At 67.0% G+C, this 15,581-nt stretch carries 13 protein-coding genes; 7 read left to right on the forward strand and 6 right to left on the reverse strand.

All coding sequences use genetic code 11. The annotated features are described in order from the left end of the window. Window positions 1-116: 116 nt before the first annotated feature. The 4 genes from QO058_RS13810 to QO058_RS13825 all read right to left on the reverse strand — a co-directional run bounded on the left by QO058_RS13810 (window position 117) and on the right by QO058_RS13825 (window position 5,891). Window positions 117-1,718, reverse strand: coding sequence for a gamma-glutamyltransferase (locus QO058_RS13810; protein WP_284172594.1), 1,602 nt, complete (start codon window positions 1,716-1,718; stop codon window positions 117-119). A 108-nt stretch (window positions 1,719-1,826) separates the two neighbouring features. Beyond that, entirely contained in the window at window positions 1,827-3,530 is a 1,704-nt protein-coding gene (locus QO058_RS13815) for an AMP-binding protein (RefSeq protein ID WP_284172596.1), read from the reverse strand. A 91-nt stretch (window positions 3,531-3,621) separates the two neighbouring features. Then, entirely contained in the window at window positions 3,622-4,458 is an 837-nt protein-coding gene (locus QO058_RS13820) for an endonuclease/exonuclease/phosphatase family protein (RefSeq protein WP_284172597.1), read from the reverse strand. A gap of 182 nt (window positions 4,459-4,640) precedes the next feature. Continuing rightward, a complete protein-coding gene (locus tag QO058_RS13825) occupies window positions 4,641-5,891 on the reverse strand; it encodes an ROK family transcriptional regulator (protein WP_284172598.1) in 1,251 nt (416 codons plus the stop codon). A 168-nt stretch (window positions 5,892-6,059) separates the two neighbouring features. Here QO058_RS13825 and QO058_RS13830 point away from each other — a divergent pair, with 168 nt between their 5' ends. The 7 genes from QO058_RS13830 to QO058_RS13860 all read left to right on the forward strand — a co-directional run bounded on the left by QO058_RS13830 (window position 6,060) and on the right by QO058_RS13860 (window position 13,688). Next, window positions 6,060-7,319, forward strand: a complete 1,260-nt coding sequence (locus tag QO058_RS13830; protein WP_432212048.1) for an extracellular solute-binding protein — start codon at window positions 6,060-6,062, stop codon at window positions 7,317-7,319. 42 nt (window positions 7,320-7,361) lie between these two features. Beyond that, window positions 7,362-8,288 carry a carbohydrate ABC transporter permease gene (locus QO058_RS13835; protein ID WP_284172600.1) on the forward strand — a complete coding sequence of 309 codons (927 nt, stop codon included), beginning with the start codon at window positions 7,362-7,364 and terminating at the stop codon, window positions 8,286-8,288. Beyond that, a complete protein-coding gene (locus QO058_RS13840; protein ID WP_284172602.1) occupies window positions 8,288-9,124 on the forward strand; it encodes a carbohydrate ABC transporter permease in 837 nt (278 codons plus the stop codon). Before QO058_RS13835 ends, QO058_RS13840 begins: the two co-directional genes overlap by 1 nt. Window positions 9,125-9,129: 5 nt before the next feature. Then, complete coding sequence (gene argH, locus QO058_RS13845; RefSeq protein WP_347976475.1) at window positions 9,130-10,647, forward strand: argininosuccinate lyase; 1,518 nt, start codon at window positions 9,130-9,132, stop codon at window positions 10,645-10,647. Then, the gene (locus QO058_RS13850; protein WP_284172623.1) at window positions 10,647-11,714 is read left to right on the forward strand and encodes an ABC transporter ATP-binding protein; all 1,068 of its coding nucleotides are present in this window, start codon (window positions 10,647-10,649) and stop codon (window positions 11,712-11,714) included. The genes argH and QO058_RS13850 overlap by 1 nt, the downstream gene beginning before the upstream one ends. Window positions 11,715-11,797: 83 nt before the next feature. Beyond that, entirely contained in the window at window positions 11,798-12,670 is an 873-nt protein-coding gene (locus QO058_RS13855; protein WP_284172899.1) for a carbohydrate kinase family protein, read from the forward strand. Beyond that, window positions 12,663-13,688, forward strand: coding sequence for an SIS domain-containing protein (locus QO058_RS13860; RefSeq protein WP_284172625.1), 1,026 nt, complete (start codon window positions 12,663-12,665; stop codon window positions 13,686-13,688). Before QO058_RS13855 ends, QO058_RS13860 begins: the two co-directional genes overlap by 8 nt. A gap of 7 nt (window positions 13,689-13,695) precedes the next feature. Here the strand turns inward: QO058_RS13860 and QO058_RS13865 are convergent, their stop codons facing one another. Next, entirely contained in the window at window positions 13,696-14,982 is a 1,287-nt protein-coding gene (locus QO058_RS13865) for a TRAP transporter large permease (protein WP_284172626.1), read from the reverse strand. Beyond that, entirely contained in the window at window positions 14,979-15,476 is a 498-nt protein-coding gene (locus QO058_RS13870; RefSeq protein WP_284172628.1) for a TRAP transporter small permease, read from the reverse strand. Before QO058_RS13870 ends, QO058_RS13865 begins: the two co-directional genes overlap by 4 nt. Between the last annotated feature and the right edge of the window lie 105 nt (window positions 15,477-15,581).

Genomic DNA, 15,581 nt, shown 5'->3' on the forward strand with positions numbered 1-15,581 from the left:
TCGCCGTCATTCTCGGGCGAAGCGAAGCGCAGACCCGAGAATCTCATGACCAGAAGGCACTAAACCGAGCCTCCTCCGGCCTGAGATGCTCGGGTCAAGCCCGAGCATGACGAACCCTACGATGCCGCCACAGCCGCCGACCAAGGCGAGGCGGCATCGCTGATCCCTTCCTGTCCGTCCTGCCCGGTCCGTACCATGTTCGGGCAGGCGAAGTTGAGCGGCAGCACGCCGTGCTCGACCACCGTCAGCGGGCCCGCAACCGCCAGCACATCGAGCGTGCCATCCGGCAGGCGCGCATCGGCGCTGGTGCCGTCGGGCCCGGAGACATCAATGCGTGGCTGGTGCGCGGCATCATCGAGGCTCATGCCGCTGTCGAGCGTGAAGGCCAGCACCTGATAGACGCTGGCGAGGATGCGCCGCCCGCCCGAGGCACCGGCGCCATAGCGCGGGAAGCCGCCATCGGCCGGCGTCACCACCACCGGGCACATGTTGCAGAGCGGGCGCGCGCCGGGCGCGATCGCATTGGCGCTGCCCGGGCGTGGGTCGAACCACATCATGCCGTTGTTCATCAGCACGCCGGTCTCGGGCAGGACGAAACGGCTGCCCATCGACGACAGCAGCGTCGTCGTCAGCGCGACGATCGTGCCCTCGCCATCGACCACGGTGAGATGCGTGGTGCAGGTCTCGGCCGACTCTTTCGCCATCTGCGCCGCACCGAGCCCTTCGAGGCGACTGGCATAGGCCTCGCGCATTACCTGCGAGAGCCTCGCGAACCAGGCTGAGTCCGGTCCACCCTCCGGCGGCGGGCTTGAAGCCATGCCCTCGACCACCGCCTGCAGGGTCGGCGCTGCCGTCAGCCCGCCGGCCGTGTGGATATGATGCGTGCCGCGCCAGTCGATCACCGGCGCCTCGCGCACGCTCGCCCGGCAATCCGCCAGATCGTGCGCATCGACCACGCCGCCGGCAGCGGCAATGTCGGCCGCCAATCGCGTGGCAAGATCGCCGCGATAGAAATCGTCGAGCCCGGCCCGGGCGAGATGCTCGAGCGTCGGGCCGAGATTGCCGAGCTTCCTGAAACCCGGCACGCCCTGATAGGGCGGCACCGGCGGCAGGCCATCCGGCAGGTAGATGCGGGCGCTCTCCTCGTAAAGCCGCAGCACCGAGGCCGAGGAGGCGATCTTCAGCGTCGTGTACCAGTCCTGCGCCAGTCCGCGCTTGGCCAGCGCAATCGCAGGCGCGAGTAGTTCGGCAACCGGCATGCTGGTCCCGAACGCCTCTTTCAGCTTCGCGTACCCGGCGACCGAGGACGGGATGCAGAAGGAGAGCGGCCCGTGAATGTTGCGGTCGTCAACCACGCCCGGCCAGGCGAAGAGGTCGAGCTTCATCTCGCCGGTCAGCGGATAATCGGCCGGATCGGCGCGGCGCGGCGCGACCGGACCGAAATCGACGACCTGCGCCCTGCTCTCGCCGGCCTTGAGCACGACGCCGAAGCCGATGCCGCCGAGCCCGCTATTCCAGGGCTCGACCGCAGCCAGCGCAAAGGCAGCCGCGACCGCGGCATCAGCCGCATTCCCGCCGGCTTCCAGGATCGCCGCGCCGGCGGCCGCAGCCTCGTGGTTCTGCGAGACGACGACGCCATTGCGCCCCCGCGCCGAAGGCTTGGCCAGGCTCCAGTTCTGGGTGCGATAGGCGCGGGTGCGTTGCGGTTCGGCGGTCATCGGCAAGATCCAGTCGGCGTCGAGGGTCGTGTCATCGTGGCACGCGCGCGCCGGAGCGTCACTTGAGGATGCCTCAAGCCAGCCCTGCAATCGGCGCGCTTCTCACGCTCAGAGCTTGCGCAGTTCGTCCTTCTTGACCTTGCCGGTCGCCGTCATCGGCAAAGCCGGCACGATCCTGATCTCGGGCACCTTGTAGCCAGCCATCCGCTCCCTGCACCAGGCGGTCAGCGCAGCCTCATCCGGCTGCACGGCTGCGGCCGGGTTGAGGCAGATATAGGCGACCGGCACCTGGCCGCGCTCGGCATCCTCGCGCCCGATCACGCCCGAGCCGGCGATTGCCGGATGCTGGCCGAGCAGGGCCTCGATCTCGGCCGGGAAGACGCTCATGCCCTTGACCTTTAGCATTTCCTTGCGCCGGCCGAGGAAATGCAGATAGCCCTCGGTATCGATCACGCCGATATCGCCGGTGTGAAGGAAGCCGCCGCGGATCGCATCAGTGGTCGCCTCCGGCTTGTTCCAGTAGCCTTTCATCAGCGACGGCGAGCGCATGCAGATCTCGCCTTCCTCGCCGAGCGGCTTCAGCGCTCCAGTCTCGAAATCGCAGATCTTGAACTCTGTGCCGGCCTGCGGCAGGCCGACGAAGACGGGCTGCGAGGTCAGGTCAAAATCATCCTGCTCCATGCCGACGGAGAAGGTATCCATCGTGTGCGTCTCGGTCATGCCCCAGGCGGCTTCGATCATCGTGCCGCCGGTGAGCTCGCGCCAGCGCTGGCGGAAATCCGGGTTCAGCTTCTTGACGAAGGACGAGACGCGCACGGTCCGGAGCGAGGAGAGGTTGAACTCGTCCCGGCGCGGATGCTCCAGCACCTCGACCGTGTTGTCGACGAGGAGATAGGAGAAGCTCCCTCGGTAGCGCTCGACGGCGGCCATGAAGCCAACCACGTCCCAGCGCGCCATCAGCACGACGGTGGCGCCAGCGACGATCGGGAAGAGCAGGCCGGTATCCTCGCCGGCGATCCAGAAGATCGGCACGAAGTTGACGACGACATCGCCCGGCGTCAGCGCGAAGCTCGTCGAAAGGGAGGTAGCAGCGGTGTAGAGCATGTCGGCTTGCGTATGGACGCAGCCCTTCGGCATGCCAGTGGTACCGCCGGTATAGTTCAGCGCCGCCACCGCATCGAGGTCCACGGCAACGACAGGCGCCGGCCCGGTGACGGCCTCCAGCGCCGGCATCAACTCGATCTCATCGTCGCCCGCCGGCTCGCGCGGCTGCAGCACCGCCGCCGGGGCGGGAAAACTCGGCTCAGCCGGCATGAAATCGGCAAAACCGGTGACGAGGACGCTCTTCACGGCCGTTTCGTCGCGGACCTTGCGCAGGATCGGCAGCAGCGCGTCGAGGCAGACGACCACCTCCGCGCCGGTATCGTTGAGCTCATAGGCGAGCTCCGCCTCACGGAAGAGCGGGTTGACCGGCACATGCACGCAACCAAGCTTCAGGATACCGAAGAAGGCGATCATGAACTGCGGGCAGTTCGGCAGGAAAACGGCGACCCGGTCGCCGGTCCGAACGCCATGGCCTTGAAGCAATGCGGCGAAGCGGTCGCTCAGCCGGTCGAGCTCGGCATAGCTGATCTCCCGGCCGTAGAAGATGCAGGCCGGCTTGTCGGGTTGCCGCCTCGCCCATTCGCGCAAATGCTCGCTGATCGCGATCTCGCCGAGCGGATATTGCGGGCGGCGCGGGATACCCGCCGGCCAGGCCTTGTCCCAGAGCGCATGCAATCCCGCCAGATAGGCGGCTTCGTCCAGCTGCATCTCGTCTCGCCTCCCCGCCCGGCAAATCATCTGGCTTTCCCTCAGGAGAGCCAAACACGGACCGGCCGGCAAGCTCGCCGGATGCACGAGGTCAATGCGCCTGGCGGTCCTCACCCGGCAGGTGCACCACCGCCTTGATCGGTAGGTGGTCGGAGGCCAGCCGCGACAATGCGGTGTCGTGCAACTCGACCTGGGTGATGGTCTCGGCCGGGTAGGCGACGATGCGGTCGAGCGCCCAGATCGGGAAACGCGAGGGAAAGCTCGGGATCGCGGCCTGCAGCGGCCCGAATTTCGGCGCCAATCCATGCAGCGTCGACTTCTTGCCGATCCGCCACTCGTTCAGATCGCCCATCAGGAAAATCGGCCGTCCATCCGTCGGCTTGGAGGCGGCGATCAGCGCCTCGACCTGACGCGAGCGCGAACGGCGCAGCAGACCGAGATGCGCCGCGACCACGCGGATCGGCGCGCGGGAGATGGTCAAATCGACGATCAGCGCACCGCGCGGCTCGACGCCGGGCAGGACGAGCTGCCGCGTCGCCGTAACCACCCCATCGCGGAAGAGCACGACATTGCCGTGCCAGCCATGGCCCTGCCAGGCGCTCTGGACCGGCACCGGCTTCAATCCCGTGCGGCGTTCGAGGCGGGCGAGGTCGAGCAGGCCGGAGCGCTCGCCGAAGCGTTGGTCGGCCTCCTGCAGCGCCACCACGTCGGCATCGATCTGCCGGAGCACCTCGATGATCCGGTCCGGATCGAAACGGCGATCACGCCCCACGGCCTTGTGGATGTTGTAGGAGGCAACCCGCAATTCCGCAGCCGGTGGTGCGCTTGCAAGCGCCTGCTGTCCGACGGCCTCGCGCGTCCAGCTCGACATCTGCGGTGGGCGCAGCGCCCGGATCCGGCGCAGGCCGCGCCCTTCGAACTCTAGCATCGAGCCGGCATCTCCAATCGTTCGCCCCGGCTCGTTAGCAAGAGCCTTGCCAAGATCAATCCCCGAAAGGCGCGACGGTTCGATCGGTCCCGGGCAAACGACTCGCCTGACTGAGCGTTAGCGGAAAAACCGGGCCGGCGCAGCCCGCAGCTCGTCACGTCTGCGACATCGCGGTGGTCGGCCTATGACGCAGCAGCGGTACTCGGTACGGCAGCCTCGGCCATGGCAGCATTCCGCACCAGCCTCGGCGCGATCGCATCGAGCAAGGGCAACGCCGCAGCGCCGAGTGCCGCCGTGAGCTGACCGGTCGTGCCACGCTGGAGGCGCGGAACGGCTCGCCCATCGCGCCTGGCGACGGATAGCGGCAATGGCTCGGCCGTCGCGATCAGGGCATCGATGACGCTGTCCGGCAGCCCACCTCCCAGGATGATCGTCTCCGGGTCGAACAGGTTCTCCAGCATGGCGAGCACCGGCGCGAGCAGCGGCCCGGCCTGAGCGATCCAGCCGAGCACAGCCGGATGTCCTCCAGCATGAAGCCCGGCGATGCTGGCCGCGTCGACTTGCGTGATCCCCGCCTGGCGCAGCGTTTCCTGCAGCGCCGAGGGCGAGACATAGCTTTCGAGACAACCCTGCCGGCCGCAGACGCAAGGCAAGCCCTGCGGCACCACCGGGACATGGCCGAGTTCGCCGGCATTGCCGAAGGCACCGCGATAAGGTTCGCCACCGAGCATCAAACCGAGGCCGAGCCCGAGCCCGAAATAGACCAGGCAGAAATGCCGGAGGTTGCGGCCGATGCCGTAGAGATGCTCGCCGACGGCCGCCGCCGTCGCATCGTTCTCGACCGTCACGGATGTCGCCAGCGCAGCGCTCATCAGCGCCGTCACATCGCGCCCCGTCCAGCCGGGCAGCGCCGTCGAGCCGACGGTGATCGTCCCTTCGAAATCAAATGGACCGGGCATGACCACGCCGCAGCCGAGCAGGCGCTCCGGCAGGCCTCTTGTTGCCCGCGCCCGCTTGAGCTCGGCCGCCGCCAGCGCCTGCACCGCTTCGACCGAGATATCCGGCAAAGGCACGACGCGCTCTGCCCTGATCTCGCCGGTGAGGTCGACCAGCACGGTGGTGATGTGGTCGGCGGCGATCTCCATGCCGGCGCTCACGCCGCCATCGGCGTTCAGCGCGAACTCGACCGGCGGCTGGCCGCGCGCCGTGCGCCGGCGGCCCAGCTCGATCAGGAAGCCCTCTTCCAGCAATTCGGCGACGATGTTTGAGACCGCCTGCGCCGTCAGCCGCGTCAGATTGGCGATGTCGGAGCGGCCGAGCCGGCCATGCTGGCGTAGCGTCTCGAGCACGACGCGCCGGTTATGGTGGCGTGCCCGTTCGGGATTGGCGCCGAGGGCAACGCTCTGCGCGGCTGGAGGCTTGCGGTGCGGCATGGTGGGTCGGCCCGTCCTGTCTGCACAAGCTGCGACGGCCATTAATCAAACTCAAGTGAATTAATCTATTGACAGCGGGCGAGCTGCGGGAAAGCATGCCTGCCGAACGTCCGGCAGCCGGGAGCGAGCATGCGGGCGGACGTCGCAACGAGACGGGGAGGAAGACCCATGCGCGGCTTTCGCGGACTGGTTCTGGGTGTGTTGATGTCGGTCGGCGCCATTGCCGGCGCGCGCGCCCAGGCGGTCGAGATCGAGTACTGGCAATATGTGTTCGACGCCCGCATCAAGGCGATGAACGAGTTGATCAAGCGCTTCGAGGCCGCCAATCCCGGCATCAAGGTCAAGCACACGACCTTCCCCTATGCCGACTACCAGACCAAGATCGCCGCCGCCGTCCCGGCCGGCCAGGGGCCGGACGTCGTGCAGCTCTATTATGGCTGGCTCGACAATTTTGTCGGCGCCAAGTTCATCCAGCCGCTGCCGCGCGACGCCTTCCCGCACGACGTGATCGAGAAGGAATTCTACCCGATCGTCCAGACGATGAAGCGCGGCGGCGAGTATTACGGCCTGCCGACCGCGGTCCGCACGCTCGCGCTGTTCTACAACAAGAAGCTGTTCCAGGAGGCCGGGCTCGACCCGAACAAGCCGCCGCAGACGCTCGACGAGTATCTCGAAGTCGCCAAGAAGACGGTGAAGCGCGACGCCACCGGCAATATGCTCTCGGCCGGCGCGGTGATCGACATGCCCGGCCAGGACCTGCACTGGTGGCGCGAGGTGCTGCTGCGCCAGATGGGCGGCAAGCCCTATTCCGACGACAACAAGACCATCGCTTATGACAGCGAGGCCGGCGCCAAGGCGCTGAACTGGTATGCCGACCTGCAGCGCGTCCACAAGGTCGGCCAGGCCGGCTTCATGGATGAGGGCCAGGCCGCCTTCCGCGCCGGCCGTGCCGCGATGACGGTCGACGGCTCCTTCCGCCTCGGCGCCTTCGGCGGCATCAAGAACTTCGAATGGGGCGTGACCGAGCTGCCTGCGAGCGCCGACGGCAAGCGCTCGAACTTCGCCAGCTACTGGGTCAACGCCATCACCGGCAAGCCGACCGGCGCCAAGCTCGAAGCCGCCAAGAAGTTCATGGCCTTCACGACCTCGCCGGAAGCGATGCAGGTTTGGCTCGACATGGTCGGCGAGCTTCCCGCCCGCAAGGCGGCGGCCGAGACCGAGAAGAACCTTAGCCACCCGATCTATGGCCCGTTCCTCAAGGCGCTGAACTATTCGCAGGCGACGGTCTTCGTCGACGAGCTGGCGCAGCGCCAGGTCGGCCTCGACATGGCCAACCGGGTGTTCATCCAGAACCAGGACGCCAAGGCCTCGCTCGCCGAAGCGGCCAAGGCCGAGCAGGCAATCCTCGACCGCTTCTACAAGAAGTGATCACGGCTGCCTGAAAGCCATTCCGACACGGCAGGACGCGCCATGACCGCCAATACCGAAGTCGCTCGCTCCGGCGGGCGCCTCTGGCAGGGCCTCACCTTGCAGCAGAAGCAGGTGGTCTGGGCCTGGGGCTTCCTTGCCGTGCCGATCCTGTTCTATGGGCTGATCCGCTTCTACCCGACGGTCGAGGCTTTCGTGATCTCGACCACGAACTGGAACCTGATGAACTCGCCGTCCTTCGTCGGGCTGGCGAACTTCAGGCGACTCATGGCCGATCCGGTGTTCTGGCAGGTGTTCCGCAACACCTTCCTCTATCTGATCATCGGCACGCCGCTCAGCCTCGTCCTCGCCTTCACCATCGCCTACCATCTCGACCGCGTCCGCTTCATGCACGGCTTCATCCGGGCGCTGTACTTCCTGCCCTTCCTGACCACGGCGACGGCGATGGCCTGGGTCTGGCGCTGGTTCTACCAGCCGGTGCCGATCGGCCTGATCAACGACGTCATCTCTTCCTTCGGCTTCTCGCAGCAGCCCTTCCTGCGCTCGACGACACAGGCGCTGCCGGCCGTGCTGGCGCCGGCGATCTGGGCCGGGCTCGGCTTCCAGGTGGTGATCTTCCTCGCCGGCCTGCGGGCCATCCCGACGACCTATTACGAGGCGGCGCGGATCGACGGCGTCTCCGACTTTGCCATCCTCAGAAAGATCACCCTGCCCTTGCTCAAGCCGACGATCATCTTCCTCGTCGTCTTCTCCTCGATCGGCTTCCTGCGCATCTTCGACCAGGTCTACAACATGACCAGCGGCGATCCCGGCGGCCCGCTCAACGCGACCAAGCCGCTGGTGCTAATGATCTATCAGACCGCGTTCTCCTCCTTCGACATGGGCTATGCGGCGGCGCAGACGGTCGTGCTCTTCCTCGTGCTGCTCTGCGTCTCGCTGCTGCAGCTGCGCCTGCTGAGGGATCGCTGATGACCGGCACCACCCTCACCCATCGCTTCGCGCCAGGCCGCGTCTTCGTCTGGCTGCTGCTGCTCGCCGGCGGCCTGTTGATGCTGACGCCGCTGCTCTTCATGTTCTCGACCTCGTTAAAGGACTCGGCCGACATCTACGATCTTCGGCTGATCCCGGCGGCGCCGACGCTCGACAACTACAAGACCGTGCTCTCGGACGGGCGCTTCCTGCGCTGGTTCTGGAACTCGCTGGCGATCGCGACCATCGTCACCCTGTCGAACGTCTTCTTCGACAGCCTGGTCGGCTACACCCTCGCCAAGTTCCAGTTCCGCGGCCGCTATCTCGTCTTCCTGGCGATCCTCTCGACCCTGATGATCCCGACCGAGATGCTGGTCATTCCCTGGTACGTCATGGCGAAGAACTTCGGCTGGCTCGACAGCTACTGGGGCATCATGTTCCCGGGCATGATGACCGCCTTCGGCACCTTCCTGATGAAGCAGTTCTTCGAGACGGTGCCGAACGACTTCCTCGAGGCGGCGCGCGTCGACGGGCTCAACGAGTTCGCGATCTTCTGGCGCATCGCTTTGCCGCTGGTGACGCCGGCGCTGTCGGCGCTGGCGATTTTCACCTTCCTCAGCAACTGGACGGCCTTCATCTGGCCGCTGATCGTCACGACGAGCAAGGAACTCTACACGCTCCCGGTCGGGCTCGCCTCCTTCGCGGTCGAATCGCAGATCCAGTGGGAGCTGATCATGACTGGGGCGGCGCTGGCGACGATCCCGACGCTCGCCGTCTTCCTGCTGCTCCAGCGCTACATCGTCCGCGGCGTCGTGCTCGCCGGGCTCAAGGGATGAATGCGATGACCGCCCACACCGATCCGCGCACCAGCGACAGCACCGTCTTCCCCGATCCGGTCTACAAGGAGACGGTGCTGCGCCCGCTCTTCGACGCGGTGAAGACCCATCATGTCGAGGGCTTCCGCGCCGTCGACCGCGCCCATCTCGTCATGCTGGCCGAGACCGGCATCCTGTCGCGCGAGACGGCGTCCGGCATCGCACGTGCCCTGAGCGAGATCGAGCGCGAGATCGACCCGGCGACGCTGACCTATACCGGCGAGGTCGAGGATTATTTCTTCCTGGTCGAAGCGGAGCTGCGCAAACGCCTGAAAGCCGACGACAATGGCCGGCTGCACACCGGCCGCTCGCGCAACGACATCGAGCACACCCTGTTCAAGCTGGCGCTGAAGCCCCGGCTCGACAAGCTCGCCAGCCAGCTGCGCGCCCTGATCGGCGCTGCGCTGACGCTGGCGGAGCGGGAGAAGGCGACGCTGATCGTCGCCTATACCCACGGCCAGCCGGCCCAGCCCTCGACGCTCGGCCATTACCTCTCGGCCGCGATCGAGGTGATGCTGCGCGACCATCAGCGCGTGGTGCAGGCGCGCGAGCTTCTCGATCTCTGCCCGCTCGGCGCCGCCGCGATCACCACCTCGGGCTTCCCGCTCGACCGCCATCGCACCGCGCATCTGCTCGGCTTCAAGGCGCCCTTGCAGAACTCCTATGGCTGCATCGCTGCGGTTGATTACGTCACCGGCGTCTTCAGCGCGGTCGAGCTGGTCTTCCTGCATCTCGGCCGGCTGATTCAGGATCTGCAGTTCTGGACCGCCTTCGAGGTCGGCCAGATCTATGTGCCCAATGCCTTCGTGCAGATCTCCTCGATCATGCCGCAGAAGCGCAATCCGGTGCCGATCGAGCATCTGCGCCATCTCGCCTCGCAAACGGTGAGCCGCGCCCGGCTCGTGCGCGACGTCGTCCACAACACGCCGTTCACCGACATGAACGACTCAGAGGGCGAGACCCAGGAAGCCGGCTACCAGAGCTTCGAGAGCGGTGGGCGCGTGCTCGATCTCCTCGCAGCGTTGTTGCCGGCGCTCTCGGTCGACAGCCGCCGTGTCGCCGAGACCATCCGGCGTTCCTGCATCACCATCACCGAACTCGCCGATACGCTGGTACGCAAAGAAAACCTCTCCTTCCGCGCCGCCCATGAAGTCGCCTCGGCGGTGGCGCGCGCCGTCGTCGCCAGAGATGGCGACCTGCCGCGCGATGGCTACGAGCCCTTCGCCGAAGCCTTCCGCCACGTTGCCAGCCGCGAACCGACCCTGACGCGCGAGGACTTCGCTACCGCCGTCTCGCCCGAGAACTTCGTCGCCCTGCGCGAGCGCTTCGGCGGACCGGGTCCCAAGGCACTGGGCGAAGCGCTCGCCTTCTATCGCGCCGAGCTTACCGCAGCCGAAGACGCCGCCAGCATTATCGCCAAGCGCGAAGAAGTCGCGCGCCGCGAGCTCGATACCGCCTTCACCGCTCTCGCAGGAGCCGCCTGATGGCCGGGATCGCGATCGACAAGCTGGTCAAGCGCTATGGCGCGACGCAGGTCGTACACGGCATCGACCTGACGATCGAGGATGGCGAGTTCGTCGTCTTCGTCGGCCCCTCCGGCTGCGGCAAGTCGACGACCTTGCGCATGATCGCTGGGCTCGAGGACATCAACGACGGCACGATCTCGATCGGCGGCCAGGTCGTAAACCGGCTCGAGCCGAAAGAGCGGAACATCGCCATGGTGTTCCAGAACTATGCCATCTACCCGCATATGAGCGTCGCCGAGAACATTGCTTTCGGCCTCTACACCTCCGGGCTCGACAAGGCCGCTAAGCGCAAGCGCGTCGAGGAGGTCGGCGAGGTACTGGGCCTGACGCCGCTGCTGGAGCGCCGCCCTTCGGCGCTTTCGGGCGGCCAGCGCCAGCGTGTCGCCATCGGCCGCGCCATGGTCCGCGATCCCGCCGTATTCCTGTTCGACGAGCCGCTTTCCAATCTCGACGCACAGCTCCGCGCGCAGATGCGGCTCGAGATCAAGCGCCTGCACCAGCGGCTTGGCACCACCATCGTCTTCGTCACCCACGACCAGGTCGAGGCGATGACGCTCGCCGACCGGATCGTGGTGATGCGCGACGGCCATATCCTCCAGGTCGGCGCGCCGATGGAGCTCTACGAGAAGCCGACGGATGTCTTCACCGCCCGCTTCATCGGCTCGCCGACGATGAACATCGTTCCCGCAAAGGCGACGGCGGAGGCTGGCCGCAGCACGCTGCAGCTCGGTGAAACCCCACTCCCCTGGTCCGGCGCACTGCCGGCCGACATCCTCGTCGGCGTCCGGCCACAGGAGCTGCGCGTGCTGGAGCAAGGCGAAGGCGCCGACCTCGTCCTCTCCGGCACGGTCGCGGTCGTCGAGCCGCTCGGACCGGAGACCTTCGTGCATGTCGAGGCTGAAGGCGGGCTGCTGCTCGCCTCGGCTTCGGCCAAGCACCCGCCCGCCGTCGGCAGCGCCGTCAGGCTCGGCGCCCCGGCCTCAGGCTTGCGCCTGTTCGACGCCAAGAGCGAGCGCGCCTTGTGACCTCCCGGCTATCTCGGCCGGACGGGCTCGTGCTGAGCACCGGCCGACTCTATTGCGATCTCGTTTTCCGCGGGCTGGACGCGATGCCGCGCCTCGGCGAGGAACGCTTCGCCGATGAGGTCGCGGTCGTGCCGGGCGGCGGCGGCTTCATCACCGCCGCCCATCTCGTCGGGCTCGGCCGTGCTGCCGCTTTGCTTGCACGTCTTGGCGAAGACCCGTTCTCACAATCGCTTCTGCCCGCGCTTGAGGGCAGCGGCGTCGATCTCGCCTTTCTGGAGCGTGCCGTCGATGCCGGGCCGCAGCTCACTGTCGCCATGGTGCGGGACGGCGAGCGCGCCTTCCTCTCCCGGCGCGCCGGCTCCGCTCGTCCGGCGACGCTTCCCGCTGCGCTCGGCGATGTCCGCGCCTGCCACCTCCATATCGCCGAATTCGCGACGCTGGCCGAGATCCCGCCTCTGGTGACCGACGCCAGGCATCATGGCCTCAGCGTCTCGCTCGATCCGAGCTGGGACGACACGCTGATCCGCTCGCCCGACCTCGTCGCGCGCTGCACCGGCGTCGATGTCTTCCTGCCGAATGCATCCGAAGCCCGCGCGATCGCGGCCTGTGATGATCTCGACGAGGCAGGCCGGCGGCTCGCCCGGCATTTTTCGCTGGTGGCGATCAAGGATGGCGGCGCCGGTGCCCGCCTCTATCAGGGCAATGAGCGCCTTACGCTTCCCGCCGCACCCTGCCAGGCGGTGCTCGACACGACCGGCGCAGGTGACGCCTTCAACGCCGGCTTCCTCTCAGCTTGGCTCGCCGGGAGGATGCCCGAACGCGCCCTCGCCCAAGGCATCGCCTGTGGTACGCTCTCCGTCCAGAGTGTCGGCGGCGCCGGCCGCAAGCTGGACCCGCGCCAGGTCGCTCTCATCGCCGATCAATTGCTCGAAGGGCCCTTGCGCCGCCATGGCTGACGCCCTGCTCACTTGCGAGGCGGCGGAAGCCGCCGCTGTCGCACGCCGCCAATTCACCGAGAATGGCGCGATCATCGCCGATCTCGTCCAGCGCCTGCGCATCAAGCGGCCGGCTTTCGTCGCGACCTGCGCCCGCGGTTCCTCCGACCATGCCGCGACCTATGGCAAATACCTGATCGAGCGGGCGCTCGGCCTGCCCGTCGCTTCGCTGGGACCGAGCCTCGCTTCGGTCTATGGCGGCGAACTCGACCTCTCTCGCGCCCTGTTCATCGCCGTCTCGCAGTCGGGCCGCAGCCCCGATGCGCTGCTGCTGACCGAGGCTGCGAAGCGGGCCGGGGCATTCGTAGTCGGCTTCGTCAACGACGAGACGTCCCCCCTCGCCGGCATGGTCGACATGCTCGTGCCGCTACGAGCGGGGCCCGAACGCAGCGTCGCCGCGACCAAGAGCTTCCTCGCCACCTGCCTCGCCTTCTTGCATCTGACAGCGGAATGGGCACGGGACGAAGCCTTGTCCTCTGCCCTGACGCAGGCGCCCGAGGTGCTCGACGCCGCCGGATGCTGCGACTGGAAGCCGGCCCTGCTGTCCTGGCGCGAGGCTCGCAGCCTCTATGTGATCGGCCGGGGCCTTAGTTTCGGCATCGCCCAGGAGATCGCGCTCAAGTTCAAGGAAACGTGCCGCATCCATGCCGAGGCCTTCAGCGCCGCCGAGGTGCTGCACGGACCGCTGGCACTGGTCGGGCCCGGCTTCCCGGCGCTGGCGCTCGATCCGGGCGATGAAGGCAGCGAGAGCGTTTGCGCCGCGGCTACCGCCTTCACCGGCCTCGGCGCCGATCTGCGCTATGCCGGCAGTGGTGCCGGCTCAGAAGAGAACCTGCCACTACCACCAGACCTGCCAGCGGCATTGCTGCCGCTGGCACAGGTTCGCGCCTTCTACGGCGCTGTCGCGGCGCTGGCAGAGAGTCGCGGCCTCGACCCCGATCGTCCGCCCCACCTCTCGAAGGTGACGCGGACGGTGTGAGCTCGCGCTATCTGCCGAGCACGAGGTTCGGCAGCCAGGTCGTCAGCGGCGGCCACAGCGTGATCGCGGCCAGCACCGCGAGCAGCGGGATCAGCCAGGGCACGATCGCGCGCGACATCGCCTCGAACGAGATCTTGGCGATCTTCGAGGTGACGAAGAGCACGACCCCGACCGGCGGCGTGATCGTGCCGATCATCAGGTTGAGCACGAAGATCAGGCCGAACTGGATCGGGTCGATGCCGAACTGCGCCGCTGCGGGTGTCAGGATCGGGATCAGGATCAGCATCGCCGCCAGCGCTTCCATGAAGCAGCCGACGAAGAGCAGCAGCAGATTGACGATTAGGAGGAACATCAACGGGTTGCCGGCGAGGTCGACCAGCATCGGCCCGACCGTCTGCGGGATGCGCGAGATCGACAGGCACCAGCCGAGTGCCGCGGCTGTCATCACCAGCGCCAGCACGACACCGGTGGTCTCGACCGTCTGCACCACCAACTCGGGCAGGTCGTTGAGCGAGAAGCTCCGATAGACGAAGAGGCCGAGCACGATCGCATAGGCGGTCGCGACCGCCGCGGCCTCCGTCGGGGTGAAAATACCGGCCATCATCCCGCCGAACAGGATCACCGGCGTCATCAGCGCCCAATGCGCTTCCTTGTAGGCGACCCAGAGCTGTGCCGCGCCGGGGAAAGGATGGCGCGGCAGATCGCGCTTCCTGGCGATATAGACCACCATCGCCATCAGCGCGCCCGCCATCAGCAGGCCCGGGATGACGCCGGCAAGGAAGAGCCCGCCGATCGAGACATCGGCAGAGACGCCATAGATCACCATCGGCAGCGAGGGCGGGATGATCGGCCCGATCGTGGCGGAGGCGGCCGTGATCGCTGCCGCCGTCTCGGCGTCGTAACCCTCGTCCTGCATCGCCTTGATCTCGAGCGTGCCGACGCCGCCGGCATCGGCCACCGCCGAGCCCGACATGCCGGCGAAGATCACGCTGGCGAGGATGTTGGCGTGGCAGAGCCCGCCGCGCAGCCAGCCGACGCAGGCTGTGGCGAAGGCGAAGATCCGGTCGGTGATCCCCGCCGAATTCATGATGTTGCCCATCAGGATGAAGAGGGGCGCCGCCAGCAGCGGGAAGGAGTTGGCCGATTGCGCGATCTTCTGCGGCACGATCCCGAGCGGGAAGCCGCCAAAGAAGGCGAAGGCAACCGCGGCCAGGCCCATCGAGACGAAGAGGGGCACGCCCATCAGCAGGGCGATGAACCAGACCGGCAGGATCTGCAGCATCAAGGTGCTCATAGCGGCTGCGTCCCCGGCTCGGCAGTCTCGATCTTGCGGCCGGCGAGTACGTCGCCGATCTCGGCCAGTGCCTGCAGGATCAGCGCGAGGCCAGCTAGCGGCATCACGACGTAAAGCGCCGCGCTCGAAACCGGCAGCGCGATCGATTCGACATCCCAGGTCCGCTCGATCAGGCCGAAAGAGTAGCGGACCAGAATCGCGGCGAAGAGGATGATCGCGGCTTGCGTCACGATTTCGAGCAGTCGCCCCGCCGATTTTGGCAGGAGGTCGGCGAAGACCGTGATCCGGATATGCGAGCGCCGCCTCGCCGCTATGATCCAGCCGACGAAGCCGGTCCAGACGAGGAGGTACTGCGCGAGCTCGTCGGTCCACGCGAGCGGAGCGTTGAGCTGGCGCGAGGCGACGCCGAGCAGCACGGCGATTAGCAACGCCAATAACAAGCCGACCGCGGCGGCGCGCACGAGGCGATCTGTGAGAGTGACGAGGGATTTCACGGAATGACCGACCTCAGCCTTGATGCCATTCGAAAGGGAGGCGCGCCGTCATGCTCGCCCTTGTGGCGAGCATCCACGTCTTGAACATCGCGTTCGATCAGCTAC

Source organism: Bosea vestrisii (assembly GCF_030144325.1).
Classification (GTDB): domain Bacteria; phylum Pseudomonadota; class Alphaproteobacteria; order Rhizobiales; family Beijerinckiaceae; genus Allobosea; species Allobosea vestrisii_A.

Bases quoted from the DNA above. Each gene is read 5' to 3' on its own strand.
- QO058_RS13810 (WP_284172594.1), bottom strand. From the start codon at position 1,718: ATGACCGCCGAACCGCAACGCACCCGCGCCTATCGCACCCAGAACTGG.
- QO058_RS13815 (WP_284172596.1), bottom strand. From the start codon at position 3,530: ATGCAGCTGGACGAAGCCGCCTATCTGGCGGGATTGCATGCGCTCTGG.
- QO058_RS13820 (WP_284172597.1), bottom strand. From the start codon at position 4,458: ATGCTAGAGTTCGAAGGGCGCGGCCTGCGCCGGATCCGGGCGCTGCGC.
- QO058_RS13825 (WP_284172598.1), bottom strand. From the start codon at position 5,891: ATGCCGCACCGCAAGCCTCCAGCCGCGCAGAGCGTTGCCCTCGGCGCC.
- QO058_RS13830 (WP_432212048.1), top strand. From the start codon at position 6,060: ATGCGCGGCTTTCGCGGACTGGTTCTGGGTGTGTTGATGTCGGTCGGC.
- QO058_RS13835 (WP_284172600.1), top strand. From the start codon at position 7,362: ATGACCGCCAATACCGAAGTCGCTCGCTCCGGCGGGCGCCTCTGGCAG.
- QO058_RS13840 (WP_284172602.1), top strand. From the start codon at position 8,288: ATGACCGGCACCACCCTCACCCATCGCTTCGCGCCAGGCCGCGTCTTC.
- argH (WP_347976475.1), top strand. From the start codon at position 9,130: ATGACCGCCCACACCGATCCGCGCACCAGCGACAGCACCGTCTTCCCC.
- QO058_RS13850 (WP_284172623.1), top strand. From the start codon at position 10,647: ATGGCCGGGATCGCGATCGACAAGCTGGTCAAGCGCTATGGCGCGACG.
- QO058_RS13855 (WP_284172899.1), top strand. From the start codon at position 11,798: ATGCCGCGCCTCGGCGAGGAACGCTTCGCCGATGAGGTCGCGGTCGTG.
- QO058_RS13860 (WP_284172625.1), top strand. From the start codon at position 12,663: ATGGCTGACGCCCTGCTCACTTGCGAGGCGGCGGAAGCCGCCGCTGTC.
- QO058_RS13865 (WP_284172626.1), bottom strand. From the start codon at position 14,982: ATGAGCACCTTGATGCTGCAGATCCTGCCGGTCTGGTTCATCGCCCTG.